Genomic DNA, 20,001 nt, shown 5'->3' with positions numbered 1-20,001 from the left:
TTCAGGCTCGGCGCACCGAACCCCTGCATTATTTATTTGGCAACCCGCACCAACTCTGCCGCCACACGCTCGGTGGCGTCGGGAATAGCCACTGCCCGCGCTTTTTCGGCCATCGCCAGCAACTGCGGGCGATCCCAACTTGCCAACAGATCCGCCACGGTATCGGCGTTGAACTGCGGCTGTTCGATAATCTTCGCCGCGCCGGCTTCTTCCAGCGGGCGGGCATTCCAGTACTGCTGCCGATCTTTATGCTGAAACGGTACAAATATCGCCGGCAGGCCCGCCGCGGCGATCTCGCTGACGGTCAGCGCGCCGGAGCGGCACACGACAACGTCGGCCCAGGCGTAAGCGGCGGCCATGTCATCGATAAACTCGGTCACCTTATGCTGCGTCTGCCCTACCCTCTCGTAGTCGCGCAACACGTTTTCCAGCGCACCTTTACCTACCTGATGCCAGAGCGTAATTCTATCGCCCAATCTCGCCGCGACTTCAGGAACTGTCTGATTCAGCACCCGCGCGCCCTGACTTCCGCCAATCACCAGCACGCGGATGGGGCCTTCACGCCCGGTCAGTCGCTCCGCCGGCAGCGGCAGCGCCAGTACGTCGGTACGTACCGGGTTGCCCACGACGTCCGCATTCGGAAACGCGCCGGGGAATGCCTGCAATACTTTTTTGGCGATACGGGCCAGCCAACGGTTGGTCAGCCCGGCAATGCCGTTTTGTTCATGCAGTACCACCGGGATGCCGCACAACCACGCAGCCAAACCGCCGGGACCGGAAACGTAACCGCCCATGCCCAGCACCACGTCCGGCTGGTAGCTGCGCATAATCGCCTTCGCCTGGCGTACCGCATGCCAGATACGCAGCGGCGCGCTCAGTTGGGCCTTCAGCCCTTTACCGCGCAGGCCGGAAATACGGATGAAATCAATCTCGATCCCGTGCTTTGGCACCAGATCGGCTTCCATTCGGTCTGCGGTTCCGAGCCAGCGCACCTGCCAGCCCTGCGCCATCAGATGATGCGCGACCGCCAGCCCCGGGAACACGTGTCCGCCGGTACCGCCTGCCATCACCATTAAACGCTTAGGTTTCCCGCTCATCCCTTACCTCTTCACAAACGCCTGGGCTTTGGCCAGACGCGTTTCATAATCAATACGCAGCAACAGCACGATCGCCGTCGACATAATCAACAGGCTCGAACCGCCGTAACTTATCAACGGCAGCGTCAGCCCTTTGGTTGGCAGCATGCCGGCTGCGGCGCCGACGTTGACCAGTGCCTGGAAGCTGAACCAGACGCCGATCGAGCAGGCCAGAAAGCCGGAAAAGCGCTGATCGATCTCCAGCGCGCGGCGGCCAATCGACATAGCGCGAAAAGCGACGAAGAATACCATTAACAATGCTAAAACCACACCGATATAGCCCAGTTCTTCGCCCAAAATCGAGAAGATAAAGTCGGTGTGCGCTTCAGGCAAATACTCGAGTTTCTGTACCGAGTTCCCCAGCCCCTGCCCCCAAAATTCACCGCGGCCAAACGCCATCAGCGACTGGGTCAACTGGTAGCCACTGCCGAACGGATCGGCCCACGGGTTCCAGAACGACGTCACGCGGCGCATACGGTAAGGTTCGGCAATGATCAACAGCACCACCGCAAAGGCACCGGAGCCGATAATCGCCAGGAACTGCCACATTTTGGCGCCGGCCAGGAACAACATCGCCAGCGTCGTGATAAACAACACCACCACGGTACCGAGGTCCGGTTGCGCCAGCAGCAGTACCGCCAGCACTACCATTACGCCCATCGGCTTGCAGAAGCCCCAAAAGTTGGTACGCACTTCTTCAACCTTGCGCACCAGATAGCTCGCCAGATAGCAAAACAGCGACAGCTTGGACAGCTCCGCCGGCTGAATACGCAACGGGCCCAGCGCGATCCAGCGCGATGCGCCGTTTACCGAGCTGCCGACCACCAGTACGATCAGCAGCATCACAATCGACAGCAGCAGCATCACATTGCTGTAGCGCTGCCAGACTTCCATCGGGATGCGCAGCGTTACCATCGACAAGCCAAAGGCCAGCCCGAGGTACAGCGCGTCACGCTTGGCAAACAGGAAAGGATCGTCCGCCAGGCGCTGGCCGATCGGCATTGACGCCGAAGTCACCATGACAAAACCGATAATGGCCAACCCGAAGGTCAGCCACAGCAGGGTACGGTCGTACAGCACCATATTGACCGAATCGCTCTCGCGCGATCCCATCACCCAGTCTTTCAGTCTTTCGGTCAACCCGAACGTCGGCACCCGTAATTTCATCCGCCAAGCTCCTGTGCCAGACGGGCAAACTCGTCGCCACGCACTTCAAAGTTACGGAACTGATCCAGGCTGGCGCACGCCGGTGACAGCAGCACCATATCGCCAGGTTGTACCCGGCCCGCGATCGCTTGCATCGCCTGTTCCATCGTGTCGGTCAGCGTGGCAACTTCCAGCCGCAGCTCCGCCAATTGTTCGCCATCGCGGCCGAAGCAATACAGGCGGACGTTATCGCCCTGCAGATAGCGCCCCAGCGGGGAGAAATCGGCAGACTTGCCGTCGCCGCCCAGCAGCAGATGCAAAGTGCCGTCCACTTGCAGGCCATTCAACGCCGCTTCGGTGCTGCCGACGTTGGTGGCTTTCGAATCGTTAATCCAACGTACGCCGTTGTGTTCCCACGCCAGTTGGAAACGGTGCGCCAACCCGGTAAAGGTAGTTAGCGCCTTCAGGCTGGAGGCGCGCGGGATATTCACCGCATCGGCCAGCGCCAACGCAGCCAGCGCATTGGTATAGTTGTGGCGGCCAGTCAACTTCATCTCGCGGGTATTCAGGATTTTCTCACCGCGCACGCGCAACCAGGTTTCGCCCTGCTGGCGGTTGAGGTGGTAGTCGCCCACGTCGGCCCCGAAACTGATGCAGCGCTGGTCTGCGCCGCGTACCGGCATGGTCAGCGCGTCATCTGCGTTAACCACGCACAGGGCGGCATTTTCATAGACGCGCAGTTTGGCGGCGCGATACTGCTGCAGGCCAAACGGGTAACGGTCCATATGATCTTCTGTCACGTTCAGGATGGTCGCCGCCGCCGCTTTCAGGCTGAAGGTGGTTTCCAGTTGGAAACTTGACAGCTCCAGCACGTACAGTTGGCATTCCTGACGCAGCAGGCTCAGCGCAGGCAGGCCAATATTACCGCCCACACCCACCGCCCAGCCGGCAGCTTTCGCCATCTCGCCCACCAGAGTGGTGACGGTGCTTTTACCGTTGGAACCGGTGATCGCTACGATCGGCGCCTGGGCTTCGCGGCAGAACAGTTCGACGTCGCCGATAATCTCCACCCCCGCATCCGCCGCAGCGCTCAACGCCGGGTGAGCCAGCGCCATGCCCGGGCTGGCAACGATCAAATCCGCCGCCAGCAACCAGTCCAGATTCAGGTCACCCAAATGCCGTTCAACGCTTTCAGGCAGCTTGTCCAGCCCCGGCGGCGAAATACGGGTATCCATAACGCGCGGCGTTACGCCACGCGCCATAAAGAAATCAACGCAGGACAGGCCGGTGAGGCCTAACCCGATGATGACCACTTTTTTACCCTGATAATCCGCCATAATTACCGTACCTTCAGCGTCGCCAGGCCAATCAGCACCAGCATCAGCGAAATAATCCAGAAGCGCACGATCACGCGCGGTTCCGGCCAGCCCTTCAATTCATAATGGTGGTGGATCGGCGCCATGCGGAAAATACGTTGCCCGCGCAGCTTGAACGATCCCACCTGCAGGATCACCGACAGCGTTTCAACCACGAACACGCCGCCCATAATCAATAACAGGAACTCTTGGCGCAGCAGTACCGCGATGGTGCCCAGCGCACCACCCAGTGCCAGTGAGCCGACGTCACCCATAAAGACCTGTGCCGGGTAGGTGTTGAACCATAAAAAGCCCAGGCCGGCGCCAACGATGGCAGTACAGACGATCACCAGCTCACCCGCATGACGCAGATAAGGAATGTGCAGGTAGTTGGCGAAATTCATGTTGCCGGTCGCCCAAGCCACCAGCGCAAAGCCCGCCGCCACGAACACCGTTGGCATGATCGCCAGGCCATCCAGCCCATCGGTCAGGTTGACCGCGTTGCTGGTGCCGACCACCACGAAGTACGCCAACAGCACGTACAACAGACCGAGCTGCGGCATGATGTCCTTAAAGAACGGCACAACCAGCTCGGTGGCTGGCGTGTCTTTTCCTACGGCATACATGGCGAAGGCGAAAATCAACGCAATCACCGACTGCCAGAAGTATTTCCAACGGGCGATCAGCCCCTTGGTGTCTTTACGCACCACTTTGCGGTAGTCATCGACGAAGCCGACGATGCCGTAACCCACCAGCACGAACAACACGCCCCAAACGTAAGGGTTGGACGGGTAAGCCCACATCAGCACCGAAATGGTGATGGAGGTCAGGATCATGATGCCGCCCATGGTCGGCGTGCCGCGTTTGCTGAAATGCGACTCCGGGCCATCGTTACGCACAACCTGACCGAAGGACATCTCCTGCAGGCGTTTAATCACCCGCGGGCCCATCCATAAGGAGAGAAACAGCGCGGTGAGCAGGCTGACAATGGCCCTGAACGTCAGATAGGAGAAGACGTTGAAGCCGGAATAATATTTGACCAAATGCTCGGCCAGCCAAACTAACATGGTGCTTTCTCCTGTAACGCGCGTACTACCTGCTCCATTGCGGCACTACGTGAACCCTTGATTAACACGGTAATTACCGCATGTTCCGACAGTAACTCCGCCACGCGCGCGATCACTGCTGCCTTGTCCTGAAAATGTTCGCCGCTGCCGGAAGCCGCGCACAGCGCCTGGCTTAACGGACCGATACCTATCACTTTATCGATGCCGGCCAGCCGGGCCGCTTCACCCACCTGGCGGTGACACTCTTCGGCATCCGCCCCCAGCTCGGCCATATCGCCAACCACCATTACGCGGTAGCCCGGCATCTCTGCCAATACCTGCGCTGCGGCGGTCATCGAGCCGACGTTGGCGTTATAGCTGTCATCGAGCAGCAGCTTGTTTTCGGTAAGCGCAATCGGGAACAAACGCCCCGGCACCCCCTGCAACTGTTTCAACCCCTGGCGCACGGCTTCGAGCGACGCACCGACCGACATGGCCAGCGCCGCTGCGGCCAGCGCATTGGCCACGTTATGGCGGCCCGGTAACGGCAGCGCTATCGTCGCGGTGCCGAACGGGCTGTGCAACGTAAATTGCGTGCCTTTGGCGTTCACCAGCACGTCGCTGGCGAAGAAATCCACGCCTTCCGCCGCCTGCGGCGAGAAGCGCCAGACGGTTTTATCGTTCAGCATGCTCTGCCAATGCGGCCAGTCGTTATTGTCGGCGTTGATGATCGCCACGCCGTCAGCCGGCAAGCCGGTAAAAATTTCACCTTTCGCCTGGGCGACGCCGGCCAAAGAGCCAAAACCTTCCAGGTGAGCCGCCGCCAGGTTATTCACCAGGGCGGTCTGTGGCCGCGTTAATGCGGTGGTATAGGCAATCTCGCCAATATGGTTGGCACCCAGCTCAATCACGGCAAAATCATGCTGCGGTTGCAAACGCAGCAGCGTCAGCGGCACGCCGATATCGTTGTTGAAGTTACCGGCGGTATACAGCACTTCACCGCATTCACGCAAAATAGCGGCGGCCATTTCCTTCACCGAGGTCTTGCCCGATGAACCGGTTAACGCCACAACGCGGGCCGGCACTTGCTGGCGCACCCAGGCAGCCAGTTGCCCCAGCGCCAAACGCGTGTCTTTCACCACCAGTTGCGGTACGTCCACCAATAAGCGCTTACTCACCAGCAGCGCCCCAGCGCCTGCGGCTACAGCATCGGCAGCGAAGGCATGCGCATCAAAACGCTCGCCCTTCAGCGCCACAAACAGGCAACCTGCGGTTACCTGGCGGGTATCTGTCGTCACCTCAATGATTTGGCAATCGGCGCCGATCAACTCAGCGCTCAATACATCGGCCAGTGCCTGAAGGGAGACAGGAATCATGCTATTACCCCCAGCAGACGCGCAACGGTGGTGCGATCGGAGTAATCCAGACGGCGGTTCCCCACCAGTTGATAGTCCTCATGGCCTTTACCCGCCACCAGCACCACATCTTGTTCTTTGGCTTGCATAATCGCGCTGGTTACCGCTTCGGCACGGCCGTGGATCACCAGAGCACGCCCGGCATCCAGCAGACCGGTAAGGATATCGGCAATGATCGCCTGCGGTTCTTCGGTACGCGGGTTATCATCAGTCACCACTACGCGATCGGCGAACTGCTCGGCGATGCCACCCATCAGCGGGCGCTTGCCCTTGTCACGATCGCCGCCGCAACCGAACACGCACCACAGCTGCCCCTGGCAGTGCAGGCGCGCAGCTTCCAGCGCCTTCTCCAGCGCGTCCGGGGTGTGGGCGTAATCCACCACGACCGTCGGTTTGCCTGGCGCGTTGAAAACTTCCATGCGGCCGCATACCGGCTGCAGCTGATTGCCGGTTTCCACCAGTTTGTCCAGCGGATAGCCCAGTGACAGCAGTGTCGCCAGTGCCAGCAACAGGTTGCTGACGTTGAAAGCGCCCATCAGGCGGCTCTCAATTTCGCCGTCGCCCCAGCTTGAGCTGAAGCGGACAGTGGCGCCATTATCGTGATAACTGACCGCAGTGGTTTTCAGCCAGCGGCCATGACAACCCAGCTGCAGGTTATCCTGCATGGTGACCGCCACCGCATCCGGCAATTTGCTCAGCCAGCGCTGACCCACTTCGTCATCGGCGTTGATGATCGCCTGCCCCACTTCGTGGCCGGCAAACAACGACCATTTGGCCGCTTCGTAATTGGCCATATCACCGTGGTAATCCAGGTGATCGCGGCTCAGGTTGGTGAACACTGCGGCGGCAAACGGCAGCGCCGCCACGCGGTTTTGCACCAACCCGTGAGAAGAGACTTCCATCGCGGCGAAGGTTGCGCCCCGATCGACCAACTCGTTTAATACGTGTTGAACATCCACCGCAGAACCGGTGGTATTCTCAGTCGGGCACACCTGGCCCAGCAGACCGTTACCGACGGTGCCCATCACCGCGCCGGTTTCACCCAACAGTTGGCTCCACTGCGCCAGCAATTGCGTGGTGGTGGTTTTACCGTTGGTGCCGGTCACGCCAACCAGACGCAGGCGCTCTGCCGGTTGATGGTAAAAACGCCCGGCCAATGCGGAAAGGCGCTGGTTAAGCTGGCTCAGATAAATCACCGGCACACCGTGCATTTCCGTGATTGCGCCGTCTTCGGCCTGACCTTCAGCTTCGGCAATCACGGCTGCAACACCCTGCGCAATGGCCTGCGGAATATAGCGACGTCCATCTGTCTGATGGCCAACAACGGCGACAAACAGATCCCCGGCAGCCGCGATACGGCTGTCTAATGTCATTTCCCGCAGCGCGCGCCCGGGCGCCGTCGGCACCCATGGAGCGAGTAAATCGCGCAAATTACGATCTGCCACCTGAACCCTCTTTTTTATTAATCACTAATTCGCTTTTATCAGCGGTGGGCAACGCGTCCGGTTCGACGTTCATGGTGCGCAATACGCCGCCCATGATGGCGCCGAACACCGGTGCGGAAATTGCACCGCCATAGTACTTCCCACCCTGAGGATCGTTGATCACCACCACCAGAGCAAAACGGGGATTACTGGCCGGCGCGACGCCGGCGGTATAAGCGAGATATCGGTTGACGTATTTGCCATCCGGGCCGACCTTTTTGGCGGTACCGGTTTTAATAGCGATGCGGTAACCCTTGATGGCGGCTTTCACGCCGCCGCCGCCCGGCAAGGCCACGCTTTCCATCATGTGCACCACGGTGCGCACCAGAGGTTCAGGGAAAATGCGTTCGCCGGCAACCGGAGGGTCAACCTTGGTGATCGACAATGGGCGATACACGCCCAGGCTGCCGATCGTTGCGTAGACTCGCGCCAACTGTAACGGAGTTACCATTAGCCCGTAGCCGAAAGAGAAGGTGGCCCTCTCTATGTCAGACCACCGTTGTTTTTTTGGGTATATGCCACTGCTTTCTCCGACCAGCCCCAAATTGGTCGCTTTTCCCAGTCCAAAACGAGAGTAAGTATCTACTAACGCCGAGGACGGCATCGCTAACGCCAGCTTGGTAACGCCAACGTTACTCGACTTCTGCAAGATCCCGGTTACCGACAGCTCCGCATAACGCGCCACGTCTTTAATCTCGTGGCCCTGAATACGGAAAGGAATGGTGTTCAGCACGCTGTTTTCTTTCACCACACCGTTATGTAACGCTGTCATCACCACCATAGGTTTCACGGTGGAGCCAGGCTCAAAAATATCGGTAATAGCGCGGTTACGCATGGTGTCTTTCGGCGTACCGGCCATATTATTCGGGTTGTAAGACGGGCTGTTGGCCATCGCCAGCACTTCGCCGGTGTTCACGTCGATCAGCACCGCCGTGCCGGATTCAGCCTTGTTGAACGCCACCGCGTTGTTCAGTTCGCGATACACCAGCGCCTGCAGGCGCTCATCGACGCTCAATACCAGGTTATGCGCCGCCTGGCTGTCGACCGAGGAGATATCCTCGATCACCCGGCCATAGCGGTCTTTACGCACGGTTCGTTCACCCGGTTGCCCGGTCAACCAGCGGTCAAAGCTCTTCTCGACGCCTTCGATGCCCTGGCCGTCAATATTGGTCACGCCGATAATGTGCGAGGTGACCTGGCCGGCCGGGTAGTAACGGCGCGATTCCTGACGCAGGTAAATCCCCGGTAACTTCAGCTTGCGAATGTAATCGCCTACCGCCGGGTTCACCTGGCGAGCCAGGTAAACAAAGCGCCCTTTCGGGTTGGCGTTAACACGGGTAGAAAGCTGATCCAGAGGGATATTCAGCGCGTCGGACAACGCCTTCCAACGGCTATCCAGCGTAATGCCGCCACGCTCGTTCAGCTCTTTAGGATCCGCCCAAATGGCGTTGACCGGTACGCTCACCGCCAATGGTCGGCCGGCGCGATCGCTGATCATGCCGCGTGAGGTCGGTACCTCCTGCACACGCAGCGAACGCATGTCGCCTTCTTTCACCAGGCGGTCCGGATTGATGACCTGCAGATAGGCCACGCGCAGCATCAATCCCACCAGCGCCAGCAAAATACAGCCGCACAGCAACGCAAAACGCCAGCTTACAAAGCTGGCCTGATTTTCCGGGCGTTTCAACTTACCGGGGCGTGCTGCTTTCATGCGTTCCCTTTCTTCTCCGTGTCATGATTTCAGTTAAACTGTTCATTGTTTAACGATGATATTTTCCTGCGATGGATCAACATGTTGCATCTGCAGTTTTTCGGTGGCGATACGCTCGACCCGGCTGTGGTCGCCGAGGGCGTTCTCCTCCAAAATCAGGTTGCGCCATTCAATATCCAGAGCATCCCGCTCAAGCACCAACTGCTCGCGCTCAGCGGTCAGCAGGCGGGTACGGTGTGCGGTAGTCACCACAAAAATCGCAGAAATCAGTGAAGCGACCAGTAAAATCAATGGGATCTTGGCGTTACGCAGCAGATCGCCGCCAATCACCCCCACCAAACCGTGGCGTTCATTACCAATCACGCGGGCATCCTCTCGGCAATGCGCAGCACTGAACTGCGCGCGCGTGGGTTTTCCGCCACTTCATCTTGCGAAGGCATCATCTTGCCCAAGGCTTTCAGCGTGCGCCCGCCCATGCCGCGCAGTTGCTCTTCAGTCAGCGGCAGACCTGCCGGTACCTGAGCACCGCGGCTATGGTGGCGCATAAAGCGTTTAACGATACGATCTTCCAACGAGTGGAAACTGATGATCGACAGGCGACCCTGCGGGGCCAGCACTTCCAGCGCGCCGTCCAGCGCACGCTCAATCTCTTCCAGTTCACTGTTGATGTAGATACGAATGGCCTGGAAACTGCGCGTTGCCGGATGCTTGTGTTTTTCCCGGAACGGGCTGGCATTGGCGATCAGGTCAGCCAGCTCTTTGGTGCGCGTCATCGGTTCGACACGGTTTCTTTCCACGATGGCGCGGGCAATGCGCTTGGCGAAACGCTCCTCACCGAAGGTTTTCAGCACCCAGGCAATATCGTCCGCTTCCGCTTTCAACAACCATTCAGAGGCGGACTGGCCGCTTGATGGGTCCATACGCATATCCAGTGGGCCGTCACGCATGAAGGAGAAACCGCGCTCTGCGTCATCCAACTGCGGCGAAGAAACGCCCAAATCGAGTAAGACGCCATCAATCTGCCCCACCAATTCGCGTTCCCGCACGTAGTGTGACAAATCAGAAAATGGGCCGTGTACGATGGTAAAACGAGGATCTTCAATAGATTTGGCGGCTGCAATCGCCTGTGGATCACGGTCAATTGCCAGCAAACGTCCTTCCGGCCCCAGTTGGGACAGAATCAGACGAGAATGGCCACCGCGACCAAAAGTACCGTCGATATATATGCCGTTACTGCGAATATTGAGGCCATTGACCGCCTCATCCAACAGTACGGTGGTGTGTTTATAGTTTTCCAACATGCTTATAGCGACAAGTCCTGTAGCCGCTCAGACAACGGTTCCTGAGTCGACTGTTCTGCGTCAATATCATCCTTGACTTGTTGATACCAGGTCTGTTCATCCCACAGTTCAAACTTGTTGAACTGCCCGACCAGCATCACTTCTTTTGTAAGCCCGGCGTGTTGACGCAGCGTAGTAGCTAGCAACAACCGACCGGCGCTGTCCATCTGACACTCACTGGCATGCCCCAACAATAAGCGCTGAACGCGGCGCTCTGCGGGATTCATACTCGACAGACGGGATAATTTTTGTTCAATAATTTCCCATTCGGGCAATGGGTAAAGCAGCAGGCAGGACTGATGGAGGTCAATGGTACAGACCATTTGGCCTTGCGATTGCTCGTTCAGCAAATCCCGATAACGGGTGGGTACGGCAAGCCGCCCTTTGCTGTCGAGATTGACCATCGTTGCCCCACGGAACATTCCTGAGCTACCCCTTCATGACCGTTTTCACCACTTTACACCACAAATTCCCACATAAGGGAGTTTACGGAGGGTATGAAAACCTTGTCAAGCCAGAGCGGCGGCGCTTTGGCAATATTTCTCCCGTCATTTTGGGAGCTGACTCGCGAAAGGAACGCTATTTATTCGATGAGTTAAAATTAACATCATGATAAACGGGGATAATTTTCTGAGCGGAAAGAGGGTGATTAAAAACCTGACAAATTGGCGATTAATTAACTCATTACTTCCTTCTGCAATCGATGTCTCATTTTTTAGCTCGGCAATCACAACCCTGTAACCCGCCGTAACCCGCACCGGCCAAGGCTCGCCGTTAACTCCGGCCATTGGCGAAATACGGTATAAGCCATTGAGTTAATAACGCTCAACGGTTATTGCACTTCAGGTCGGGCGCTATTTTACTTCAATTAAAGCGTCAGTGATAAGCCAGATGAAAAAATAAATTACTCGGATATTACGAGTCGAGTTATTTTCGATTTAAATCAGCTTGGTAAGATTATTCTCAAAATACCTGTTTACAATTATGGTTTCATTTCCTTACATCATTTATTCCCACAATTTTTGCTGTGAAAATGCACTTTATAATGAAAAAATTCGTAACCATATGTTTTAAATCAAAAAAGTAAAAACCCTCCCGTTTTAATCCCTTCGCGCCAGATTCTACCGCTCTTCCTCAGGATAAAAATCAGCCAAGAGCAATAAATAAAAATATTCAGCTACCCAATAAAAACAAGATAGAGGAGTAAACTATAAAAAACGCAATAAACAAGAATCAACAACCACAATCATCAATTTTAACAGAATATTAACCAACACTTAAGGAGATTGCACCATGCTTTCGCCTGTCGCTTATTGGCGCAGCGCCGCCGCCGATACTTTTGCACTGGTGGTGTACTGTTTCATCGCCGGAATGGCGATAGAAATTTTGGTTTCCGGCATGAATTTTCAGCAATCGCTCTCCTCCCGCCTGGTGTCGATCCCGGTGAATATCCTGATCGCCTGGCCCTATGGACGCTACCGCGACCTGTTTATTCGCCTTGCGAAGCGCTCTCATCACGGGCAATGGTTTCTGCGTAACCTCGCCGACTTGCTGGCGTATGTCAGTTTTCAATCGCCGGTGTACGCCGCCATATTGTGGAGCGTAGGTGCAGACGGGCAGCAAATTATGACCGCGGTGGCCGGAAATGCCGTGGTCTCGATGGCGATGGGCGTGATATATGGCTACTTTCTTGAATACTGCAGAAAGCTGTTCCGGGTAACCGGCTATGTGTAAAGCGGGGAGACAGGCAGGAAACAGCGACGCCGCCCCGCCTGTATTATTTATTTCCGGCTCAGACTACCGCGACGGAACAGATTGCGGCGAATACGCGTCAGGCCCGGTTTAGGTTTACGCGGTTCATCCAGGCTGGCCAACACCAGTTCCAGTACCCGTTCAGCCACATCACGGTGGCGCTGCGCTACCGCCAGCACCGGGCACTCAAGAAAGTCCAGCAGCTCGTGATCGCCGAAAGTGGCGATCGCCAGATCGGTCGGCAAGCGACCCCGCTGTTTCAACGTCACATCCATCACCCCCTGCAACAGAGAGAACGAAGTGGTGAACAACGCCTGCGGCATCGGATGCGTTTTCAACCATTCTGCAAACAGTACGCCGGCAGCCTCGCGTTCATAGCTGTTGGCATACAGATAATCGACAGGCCGTTCGTCGCCCTCCCACGCCTGGCGGAATCCTTGCTCACGCAGGAAACTGACGGACAGCTCAGGCAATGCGCCCAGATACAGCACCGACTCCGCCGGAAAAGTGCGAAGCTCCTGCGCCAGCGCGAAGGAATCCTCTTGGTCGGCTCCCACCACGCTGATGAAATGCTCGCGATCCAGTGCCCGGTCCAGAGCGATGATCGGTAATGGATCTTTGGCCCAGCGCTGATAGAACGGGTGCTCCGGCGGCAAAGCGGTGGAAACGATAATGGCGTCGACCTGGCGTTGCAGCAGGTGTTCGATACAGCGCATTTCGTTATCCGGCTGATCTTCCGAACAGGCAATCAATAGCTGATAACCGCGCTGGCGCGCCTGGCGCTCCAGGTAGTTGGCGATACGGGTATAGCTGGTGTTTTCCAGATCCGGTATCACCAGGCCGATAGAGCGAGTTCGTCCGGCGCGCAATCCTGCCGCGACGGCATTCGGGTGATAGTTATGCTCCCTGACCACGGCCATCACTTTTTCGACGGTTTTATCGCTGACACGATACTGCTTCGCTTTGCCGTTGATGACATAACTGGCCGTGGTGCGCGAAACGCCAGCGAGACGCGCGATTTCATCCAGTTTCACGTTAACCCCTTAATGACGCTGAAAATAGAAGTGAAAGCTATGCTCGGATTAACCATCGCATCCCGTGCGGTTATTCAATCCAGCCTCTGCGATCTAACAGCAGAAAACACTGCCGAGCAACCGCTTTTGCCGAAAGGTGCCAGCAAACAGGCAAAAAACACTGAAAAACAAAAGGCGCAGCCATGCCGCGCCCTCAGATTATGCCAATATCACGTTTCAGCGCATGATTTTATCGCCGCGCGACACGCCGACGACGCCGGAACGCGCCACTTCGACAATTTCAGCCACTTCGCGCACTGCATTAAGAAACGCATCCAGCTTGTCGCTGGTGCCGGCCAGCTGAACGGTGTAAAGCGTCGCCGTGACATCGACAATCTGCCCACGGAAAATATCGGCGCAGCGTTTCACCTCTTCACGGCCATAACCGCTGGCCTGCAGCTTCACCAGCATGATCTCGCGCTCAACATGCGCGCCCTGCACCAGCTCGCTGACGCGCAGCACATCCACCAGCTTATGCAGCTGCTTTTCGATCTGCTCCAGCACTTTCTCATCGCCGACGGTTTGGATGGTCATACGCGACAACGTAGGATCGTCGGTCGGCGCTACCGTCAGGCTTTCAATGTTGTAACCACGCTGGGAGAACAACCCCACCACACGCGACAACGCGCCGGATTCGTTTTCCAGCAATACAGATAAAATACGTCGCATGATCAGGTCCTCTCCGTTTTGCTTAACCACATTTCGTCCATGCTTCCGCCGCGGATCTGCATGGGGTAAACATGTTCGGTCTCATCGACGGTGACATCGACAAACACCAGTCGTTCTTTCTCGGCCAACGCCTGCGCCAGTTTGCTTTCCAGTTCATCCGGCGTGCGAATGGCGATGCCTACGTGACCGTAAGCTTCCGCCAGTTTGACGAAATCAGGCAGGGAATCCATATAAGACTGCGAATGGCGACCTGAGTAGATCATGTCCTGCCACTGCTTCACCATGCCCAGATAGCGGTTGTTGAGATTCACCACTATCACCGGCAGGTTGTATTGCAACGCGGTGGAAAGCTCCTGAATGTTCATCTGGATACTGCCATCGCCGGTTACGCACACCACGGTCTCATCAGGCAACGCCAGCTTCACGCCCAGCGCAGCCGGCAGGCCGAAGCCCATGGTGCCCAGCCCACCGGAGTTGATCCAGCGGCGCGGCTTGTCGAACGGATAGTAGAGCGCGGCGAACATCTGGTGCTGGCCCACATCGGAGGTGACGTAAGCATCCCCCTTGGTCAAACGATGCAGGGTTTCGATCACTGCCTGTGGTTTGATGGTACCGCTGTTTTTGTCATAGCCCAGACAGTCGCGCGCGCGCCACTGCTCAATAGACTGCCACCAGTCGCGCAACGCATCGAAGTCCTGCGCCTTATCGTCCTGCGCCAACAGTTCCAGCATCTGGGTCAGCACCTGTTTGGCATCGCCCACGATCGGAATATCGGCATCGACCGTCTTGGAGATCGAGGTAGGATCAATATCGATATGCAGTACGGTGGCATCCGGGCAGTATTTTGCCAGGTTGTTGGTCGTGCGATCGTCAAAACGCACGCCGACGGCGAAAATCACGTCGGAATGGTGCATGGTTTTATTGGCTTCGTAAGTGCCGTGCATGCCGAGCATGCCGACGCTCTGGCGGTGCGTACCGGGGAAGGCCCCCAGCCCCATCAGGGTGCAGGTCACCGGCAGATTCAGCTTTTCCGCCAATTCCAGCAGTTCTGCATCGCAAGCCGAGTTGATCGCTCCGCCGCCAACGTACATAACCGGTTTTTTAGCCGCCAAAATGGTTTGCAGCGCGCGTTTTATCTGCCCGCGGTGGCCCTGCACCGTTGGGTTATAGGAGCGCATGCTCACTTCCTGCGGATAGGCGTAAGGCATTCTGACCGCCGGGCCAACGATATCTTTCGGCAGGTCGATCACGACCGGGCCAGGACGGCCGGTCGAGGCCAGATAAAAGGCTTTTTTCAGGATGCCGGGGATATCCTCAGTGCGCTTCACCAAGAAACTGTGCTTCACCACCGGGCGAGAAATCCCGACCATGTCGCACTCCTGGAAGGCGTCATAACCAATCAGCGAGCTTGGAACCTGGCCGGAGAGCACCACCATCGGGATGGAGTCCATATAGGCGGTCGCAATGCCGGTAATCGCATTGGTCGCGCCGGGGCCGGAAGTCACCAGCACCACGCCTACCTCACCGGTAGCGCGCGCATAGCCATCCGCCATATGCACCGCACCCTGCTCATGACGAACCAATATGTGATCGATTCCTCCGACCGTATGCAGGGCGTCGTAGATATCGAGTACCGCCCCGCCCGGATATCCGAATACGTGCTTAACGCCCTGATCGATCAACGATCGAACGACCATCTCGGCTCCTGACAACATCTCCATGGGTTTGCCTCCAGGCTTACTTATTCTTGTCTGGCGCCGGAACGTAGCGCCTGCTGTGGGGCAATGCCCCAAAATTTTTGTGTATTGATTCTAACTGGCTAACATAACGTCAGAGTATTGAGCAGGCAAACGACAAAAAGACTCAGAAATAGAGTGGTTATTGCCATGCGACTGAGGATCGGGGGTTTACAAAAACAATGCACTAGCCGCTGGCGGATCAGGCTAGGCATTGTTTCGGGCAGACAGGGAATTACAGAACTATATCAGGCAAGAATTATGCTGTTTTTTTAGCCGGGTATACTGCCCGGCAGCATCCTTATGCCTGATCCTGGTACATCGAGTCAATTTCATGCTGGTAGCGCTGTAGAATCACCTTCCGGCGCAGCTTCAGCGTGGGGGTGAGTTCACCCAACTCCATCGAAAAGGCCGCCGGTAGCAGAGTAAACTTTTTCACCTGCTCAAAGCGCGCCAGCTCTTTTTGCATGTCGCGCAGACGGCTCTCGAACATTTCTATAATGTGGCTATTACGCAGCAGCTCAAGCCGATCCTGGTATTTCAGGTTAATGGATTTCGCATACTCTTCCAGCGACTCAAAGCTGGGTACGATCAGGGCCGAAACGAATTTACGCGCATCGGCGATGATCGCCACCTGCTCGATAAAACGATCCTGAGCCAACGTGCCTTCAAGCATCTGCGGGGCGATATATTTGCCGCCGGAGGTTTTCATCAAATCCTTCAGTCGCTCGGTAATGAACAGGTTACCCGCCTCGTCAATCGCGCCGGCGTCACCGGTTTTCAGCCAGCCGTCCCCGGTAAAAGAAGCGGTGGTTTCCAGCGGCTTATTGAAATAGCCGCGCATCACGATGGGGCCGCGTACCTGAATCTCATTTTCCTCGCCAATACGCACCTCAACCCCCGGCAAGGGTTTGCCGATAGAGCCAAAGCGGAAATTACCCTCTTCCCAGCAGGAGACGGTGGCGCAGGTCTCGGTCATACCATAACCATATTTGATATTGACGCCCATCGCCTGGAAAAACAGGATGACATTGTCGTCAAGTTTGGCGCCCGCCGCCGGCAAGAAACGCACCTTCCCGCCGAGGATGCCGCGCAGCTTGCTCAGGACCAGCTTGTCGGCCCAGCGGTGGGAAAGGTTGAACAACTTGCCCAGCGGCTTACCGGCGCGCTCCTGCAGGAACTTGCGTTCACCACAGACGATCGCCCAATGGAACAATGCACGACGCAGCCAGGGCGCACGCGCTACCTTTTCATGCACCGCGCTAAAGATTTTTTCGTAGAAACGAGGTACCGCGCACATCAACGTCGGGCGTACCGCCGTCATGGCTTCACGCACCCAGTCAGTATTCGGCAGATACACGTTCTGCGCGCCCGAGTGCATGATGAAGAAGCTCCAGATGCGCTCAAATACATGCGATATCGGCAGGAAACTGAGGGAGACATCCTCTTCGTTCACCGTTAGCCGCTCGTCGTGCAGATAGAGCTGCGCGGCCAGATTACGGTAATCCAGCATCACCCCTTTTGGCTCGCCGGTGGTGCCGGAGGTGTAGATCAGAGTGAACAGATCCCGCAGATCGCAATCTGCAATACGCTCCTGCCGTTGAGATTCAAAGGCATCGACATCGACCCCGCGTTCAAAGGCGCTCAGATGCCGGGCAATATCGCACCCGCGCAGATCGGCTGCGTCATCGAACACGATGATATGATTCAACTGCGGGCACACACCGCGCAGCGCAATGGCTGCATCCAACTGTGCCTGCTCGCCGACGAACAGGATGCGAATATCCGCATCATTGATAATAAATGCTGCCTGGGCAGGCGTGTTGGTGGCATACAAGGGTACGCTCACCGCCCGAAGTTGCAGGATAGCCAAATCCGCCAGCGACCAAGCCATGCAGTTATTGGCAAAAATCGCGATGCGCTCCTGCACTTCGGACCCCAACGCCAGCAGCGCGCTGGCGATGCGGTTAATGTGGGCGTCGGCCTGTCCCCAGGTCAGTTGTGTCTCGCCATCAGGAGACCATTGGCGAAAAGCTGTGCGATCGGCACGATGGGAAATTTGGTGCTGTATACGATGAGTCAGATGGTATTGCAGCAGATTATTGATCATAGCGCTCTAAGCCTGAAATGAATCAAACAGTTAACCTCGAACAGAGCTTCTGGCCCCGAATCTCAGCTTACACGTGTTTACTTTTTTTCGCGCAGTCTACCTACTCTCAGGCAGCGGGAAAAGAGTTTTCAGCGTAGAAGTGTGAGCCAAAAGGCAGGCTAGCTTAACCACACCCTCAGGTTGGACAGAGCAGCGTTAAAAAGGTTTTATGTCGGGGACAAAATGCGGCCCCTGCGGGCCGTCCATTCAAATCAGTTTAAAACACCAATAAAAATTAAAAAATCAGAATATAAATTCATGATTATTATTTTTCATAAAATAACCATAACAGCTATAGAAAAGTTATTTTATCGCAAAAAACCCAGAAACATCTTAATAAAAACCAAGATAGTTCTTAGCTTTTTATCATGCAAAAAACCTGCTCATATAAATATTATCTTTCTTCAGGGAGAGTATTCCATGGATTTACTCTGGGTTGCCCGCCTCAGTCAGAACGGATTTCATCCATTGATGCCCTTTATCGCGTTCGGACGATTCGTGCCAGGAAAGATAACATGTCGCTTTATTGTCTTCCGCACACAAAGGCACCGCTTTTATCTTCAGTGACGTGGCCTGTTGCCGTACCAGCCATGCCGGTGCGATAGCCACCATTTCCGTCTGGGAGACCATATTTAACACGCTATATAAATCGGTGCACTGCTGAGTCACGGCACGCTGCATGGCTTCTTCGATATAATAAGGCTTGCTGAAAGATCCAAAGCTTTCCAGCGAGACCACGGCATGTTGCTCAAATAAAGCTTGCTCCGGTGTAAGACTCGCAGTCATTCTCGGGTGCGCCTGCGCGACAGCCAGCACCAGTTCATCGTCGAACAGCGCCAAACTGCGAAACTCCGTCGATTCAAAACGACTGTAGCCAATAACGAACTCAACATCCTGATAACGCAATTGATGCTCAATATTATTGTTAATGTATGACTTTACTTGCAAATTAAGCTGCGGAGCTATCTGTTTGACGTGGTTGATTATCTTGGCTCCCAACCGTAAGTCGAGCGGGCTGCAGAGGGATAGCGAGAAAGCCCGTATACTGGTAAAGGGTTCGAACTCTGAGCCGGGCAGTTCATTTTGCACCAATTGCAGTGCCTGACGTACCGGCCCGAATAACTGTCTGGCCCGCATCGTGGGCTGGATCCCCCGCCCGCTGCGCACAAACAGCTCATCATTGAACATCACCTTCAGGCGCGCAACCGCGTTGCTCACCGCCGGCTGCGACATCCCTAATGAAGTAGCGGCTCGCGTAATATTCTGCATTTGCATCACGGCGTCAAAAACAGTCAGCAAATTAAGATCGACGCTGCGCAAATGAATGTCCGCAGGCTCTTTAACCATGGCAATTTCTGAATCATATTCAGCCATATATCACTCCACTAAATCCTGTGTAGATAATCTTATCGCTGTGCAAGACAAACAATGTGAAACCGTATTGTTTTATTCCCACAAGACAAGATCGGTTATTCCTTCAATCAAACGACAGAAACCCTTGCTATACCGCCGTGGCGAAAACCGCATATAAGGTGCGTATCAGAGACTTCCACCGTTACGGGGGAAGAACGGCGACAACACAGTACTAATAAATAGGTAGATAAAATAATGAATACTGTTTAGCAACGAAGTTTCGATTATAAGCCAAGCGATAAAAACATATCACAAACGTCTAGAATATACGTTTAGCCGATGCAAAAATGCACTATCTTGTTATCTGTCATTTCTACCAATAAATAAACTATATATATTTAAATGAAACCATTTACAAAAAAAATGGTATGTACTTTGTCCTTCGGTTGTCAGACATCGTTATCGCTTCAACGCAAATTTTAACCCAATGAGATACAGAAGCAATTGCCGCCGCATACATTCGATTAATTTATGCTAAGCAATGCGCAAAACACCCCCCGTTTTTCCACTAACCCTGCGAATTTTTACCGAATTATCCTCTGCAAGCACTTTTACCCAATTTCCTGACAAGGGGTT

The 20,001-nt window shown here is 55.6% G+C and carries 16 protein-coding genes; 1 reads left to right on the top strand and 15 read right to left on the bottom strand.

Features of this window, described 5'->3' with window-relative positions; translation table 11 throughout:
• Window positions 1-32: 32 nt before the first annotated feature.
• From murG to mraZ, 10 genes are read right to left on the bottom strand one after another with little or no spacing between them, the layout of a single operon-like run.
• Complete coding sequence (gene murG, locus ACTJJ1_RS12840; protein ID WP_004950140.1) at window positions 33-1,097, bottom strand: undecaprenyldiphospho-muramoylpentapeptide beta-N-acetylglucosaminyltransferase; 1,065 nt, start codon at window positions 1,095-1,097, stop codon at window positions 33-35.
• 3 nt (window positions 1,098-1,100) lie between these two features.
• Entirely contained in the window at window positions 1,101-2,303 is a 1,203-nt protein-coding gene (gene ftsW, locus ACTJJ1_RS12835; RefSeq protein ID WP_004950139.1) for a cell division protein FtsW, read from the bottom strand.
• Window positions 2,300-3,619 carry a UDP-N-acetylmuramoyl-L-alanine--D-glutamate ligase gene (gene murD / locus ACTJJ1_RS12830; protein ID WP_440833944.1) on the bottom strand — a complete coding sequence of 440 codons (1,320 nt, stop codon included), beginning with the start codon at window positions 3,617-3,619 and terminating at the stop codon, window positions 2,300-2,302. Before murD ends, ftsW begins: the two co-directional genes overlap by 4 nt.
• Window positions 3,620-3,621: 2 nt before the next feature.
• Window positions 3,622-4,704 carry a phospho-N-acetylmuramoyl-pentapeptide-transferase gene (gene mraY, locus ACTJJ1_RS12825; protein WP_004950137.1) on the bottom strand — a complete coding sequence of 361 codons (1,083 nt, stop codon included), beginning with the start codon at window positions 4,702-4,704 and terminating at the stop codon, window positions 3,622-3,624.
• Window positions 4,698-6,059, bottom strand: coding sequence for a UDP-N-acetylmuramoyl-tripeptide--D-alanyl-D-alanine ligase (murF, locus tag ACTJJ1_RS12820; RefSeq protein ID WP_004950136.1), 1,362 nt, complete (start codon window positions 6,057-6,059; stop codon window positions 4,698-4,700). Before murF ends, mraY begins: the two co-directional genes overlap by 7 nt.
• Window positions 6,056-7,543 (bottom strand): UDP-N-acetylmuramoyl-L-alanyl-D-glutamate--2,6-diaminopimelate ligase, encoded by a 1,488-nt coding sequence (gene murE, locus ACTJJ1_RS12815; protein WP_006323584.1) that lies wholly within the window; start codon window positions 7,541-7,543, stop codon window positions 6,056-6,058. Before murE ends, murF begins: the two co-directional genes overlap by 4 nt.
• Complete coding sequence (locus ACTJJ1_RS12810; RefSeq protein ID WP_004950134.1) at window positions 7,530-9,293, bottom strand: peptidoglycan glycosyltransferase FtsI; 1,764 nt, start codon at window positions 9,291-9,293, stop codon at window positions 7,530-7,532. The genes murE and ACTJJ1_RS12810 overlap by 14 nt, the downstream gene beginning before the upstream one ends.
• Before the next feature lie 42 nt (window positions 9,294-9,335).
• Window positions 9,336-9,656, bottom strand: a complete 321-nt coding sequence (gene ftsL, locus ACTJJ1_RS12805) for a cell division protein FtsL (protein WP_004950132.1) — start codon at window positions 9,654-9,656, stop codon at window positions 9,336-9,338.
• A complete protein-coding gene (gene rsmH, locus ACTJJ1_RS12800) occupies window positions 9,653-10,594 on the bottom strand; it encodes a 16S rRNA (cytosine(1402)-N(4))-methyltransferase RsmH (protein ID WP_004950130.1) in 942 nt (313 codons plus the stop codon). The genes ftsL and rsmH overlap by 4 nt, the downstream gene beginning before the upstream one ends.
• Before the next feature lie 2 nt (window positions 10,595-10,596).
• Window positions 10,597-11,055 (bottom strand): division/cell wall cluster transcriptional repressor MraZ, encoded by a 459-nt coding sequence (gene mraZ / locus ACTJJ1_RS12795; protein WP_004950128.1) that lies wholly within the window; start codon window positions 11,053-11,055, stop codon window positions 10,597-10,599.
• Between the two features lie 871 nt (window positions 11,056-11,926).
• Here mraZ and ACTJJ1_RS12790 point away from each other — a divergent pair.
• The gene (locus tag ACTJJ1_RS12790) at window positions 11,927-12,367 is read left to right on the top strand and encodes an L-alanine exporter AlaE (protein WP_122289659.1); all 441 of its coding nucleotides are present in this window, start codon (window positions 11,927-11,929) and stop codon (window positions 12,365-12,367) included.
• Window positions 12,368-12,414: 47 nt separating this feature from the next.
• Here ACTJJ1_RS12790 and cra read toward each other — a convergent pair whose 3' ends face one another.
• From cra to leuO, 5 genes are all read right to left on the bottom strand, one after another.
• Window positions 12,415-13,419, bottom strand: a complete 1,005-nt coding sequence (cra, locus tag ACTJJ1_RS12785) for a catabolite repressor/activator (RefSeq protein WP_004950124.1) — start codon at window positions 13,417-13,419, stop codon at window positions 12,415-12,417.
• Window positions 13,420-13,635: 216 nt separating this feature from the next.
• A complete protein-coding gene (gene ilvN / locus ACTJJ1_RS12780) occupies window positions 13,636-14,127 on the bottom strand; it encodes an acetolactate synthase small subunit (RefSeq protein WP_004950121.1) in 492 nt (163 codons plus the stop codon).
• A gap of 2 nt (window positions 14,128-14,129) precedes the next feature.
• Window positions 14,130-15,848 (bottom strand): acetolactate synthase 3 large subunit, encoded by a 1,719-nt coding sequence (gene ilvI, locus ACTJJ1_RS12775; protein WP_004950120.1) that lies wholly within the window; start codon window positions 15,846-15,848, stop codon window positions 14,130-14,132.
• A 316-nt stretch (window positions 15,849-16,164) separates the two neighbouring features.
• Entirely contained in the window at window positions 16,165-17,973 is a 1,809-nt protein-coding gene (locus ACTJJ1_RS12770; RefSeq protein WP_235196045.1) for an AMP-dependent synthetase/ligase, read from the bottom strand.
• A 465-nt stretch (window positions 17,974-18,438) separates the two neighbouring features.
• Window positions 18,439-19,386: a transcriptional regulator LeuO gene (gene leuO / locus ACTJJ1_RS12765; RefSeq protein WP_122289192.1), complete on the bottom strand. Its 948-nt coding sequence runs from the start codon at window positions 19,384-19,386 to the stop codon at window positions 18,439-18,441.
• Window positions 19,387-20,001: the final 615 nt, after the last annotated feature.

Origin of the sequence: Serratia sp. 22264 (genome assembly GCF_052045345.1) — a bacterium.
GTDB classification, from domain to species: Bacteria; Pseudomonadota; Gammaproteobacteria; order Enterobacterales; family Enterobacteriaceae; genus Serratia; species Serratia plymuthica.
Note: the sequence above shows the minus strand (reverse complement) of the source record. Positions and strands in the feature narration are given on the sequence as shown.

Excerpts from the sequence above, each read along its gene's own strand:
- murG (WP_004950140.1), bottom strand. The coding sequence starts at position 1,097 with ATGAGCGGGAAACCTAAGCGTTTAATGGTGATGGCAGGCGGTACCGGC.
- ftsW (WP_004950139.1), bottom strand. The coding sequence starts at position 2,303 with ATGAAATTACGGGTGCCGACGTTCGGGTTGACCGAAAGACTGAAAGAC.
- murD (WP_440833944.1), bottom strand. The coding sequence starts at position 3,619 with ATGGCGGATTATCAGGGTAAAAAAGTGGTCATCATCGGGTTAGGCCTC.
- mraY (WP_004950137.1), bottom strand. The coding sequence starts at position 4,704 with ATGTTAGTTTGGCTGGCCGAGCATTTGGTCAAATATTATTCCGGCTTC.
- murF (WP_004950136.1), bottom strand. The coding sequence starts at position 6,059 with ATGATTCCTGTCTCCCTTCAGGCACTGGCCGATGTATTGAGCGCTGAG.
- ACTJJ1_RS12810 (WP_004950134.1), bottom strand. The coding sequence starts at position 9,293 with ATGAAAGCAGCACGCCCCGGTAAGTTGAAACGCCCGGAAAATCAGGCC.
- rsmH (WP_004950130.1), bottom strand. The coding sequence starts at position 10,594 with ATGTTGGAAAACTATAAACACACCACCGTACTGTTGGATGAGGCGGTC.
- mraZ (WP_004950128.1), bottom strand. The coding sequence starts at position 11,055 with ATGTTCCGTGGGGCAACGATGGTCAATCTCGACAGCAAAGGGCGGCTT.
- ACTJJ1_RS12790 (WP_122289659.1), top strand. The coding sequence starts at position 11,927 with ATGCTTTCGCCTGTCGCTTATTGGCGCAGCGCCGCCGCCGATACTTTT.
- ilvN (WP_004950121.1), bottom strand. The coding sequence starts at position 14,127 with ATGCGACGTATTTTATCTGTATTGCTGGAAAACGAATCCGGCGCGTTG.
- ilvI (WP_004950120.1), bottom strand. The coding sequence starts at position 15,848 with ATGGAGATGTTGTCAGGAGCCGAGATGGTCGTTCGATCGTTGATCGAT.
- ACTJJ1_RS12770 (WP_235196045.1), bottom strand. The coding sequence starts at position 17,973 with ATGATCAATAATCTGCTGCAATACCATCTGACTCATCGTATACAGCAC.
- leuO (WP_122289192.1), bottom strand. The coding sequence starts at position 19,386 with ATGGCTGAATATGATTCAGAAATTGCCATGGTTAAAGAGCCTGCGGAC.